The sequence below is a fragment of the Neobacillus paridis genome (assembly GCF_016765675.1).
Taxonomy (GTDB): domain Bacteria; phylum Bacillota; class Bacilli; order Bacillales; family Cytobacillaceae; genus Neobacillus; species Neobacillus paridis.
This window is the reverse complement of record NZ_JAESWB010000120.1, coordinates 1-733: the sequence shown is the minus strand read 5'-3', so window position 1 is coordinate 733 and position 733 is coordinate 1. Positions and strand designations below refer to the sequence as shown.

Below are 733 nucleotides of genomic sequence, written 5' to 3'. Positions count from 1 at the left end.
GACGAAAAACCGAACCTGATCGGCGCCAAGAATGCAGCAAGTCTGGTGACGTTAGCGAAGAGAGGCCACAGCCGTATCGTAATTCAGGCCTTAAGACGAATCAGCCATGAGGGGGCCTCCGAGCAGGGCGCTGTCAATTGGGCGACGAGCGAAGTCAATCGCCTTTCCAAGTCGACTCAAACAGTTGTGGCCCTAAATATTAAAGGCAAACATTTCGGCGATATCACAGTGGATGGCAGCCGGATGATTATCAACTGCAAGAATGGCTATACCCCGGAGGACGTGTTGTCACAGTTCCTGGAGCTGTCCGAGTAGTAGGAAAACTAATGGGTTAATGAACCGCCCTATTTTCACCGTGAAAATAGGGCGGTTTTTTTCACCGTGAAAATTCACAGCTTCTTAACAGGAGCCGGCCACCTGCTGATTTATGCACTCCCAAGCCATTGAAAAACCTGACCTTTTTTCATTGACAACGGCTTCGTCAAGCTAGCAATACGAGATCGTGCTGGTCAAATCACTATATTGATAACACCCTGTTCCTGCTTTCCAACGATCTCCACATCGCCGCCCTAACGAAGCTGTAGCAGAACGCTCCATTGCTGAATGTTCAGATTTGGCTGGACGCAACTCCTGTCCTGGGCGCACTCGGGAACTACCGATTTCGTGGCCTTCGTCGGGTAATGCCCGGATGACAGATACCCTTCCTGATTAAGTTTCAGCTTGCGCCTCGTCA

2 protein-coding genes (1 of these 2 cut by a window edge) are annotated in these 733 nt (G+C 50.3%); both read left to right on the top strand.

Features of this window, described 5'->3' with window-relative positions:
- The coding region annotated (locus JK635_RS28165; RefSeq protein ID WP_202653240.1) for a ParB/RepB/Spo0J family partition protein crosses the window boundary (this coding region is incomplete at its 5' end): on the top strand, positions 1 to 19 show 19 of its 371 nt. The annotated region extends 352 nt beyond the left edge of the window.
- 26 nt (positions 20 to 45) lie between these two features.
- Complete coding sequence (locus tag JK635_RS28160) at positions 46 to 315, top strand: hypothetical protein (RefSeq protein WP_202653239.1); 270 nt, start codon at positions 46 to 48, stop codon at positions 313 to 315.
- Positions 316 to 733: the final 418 nt, after the last annotated feature.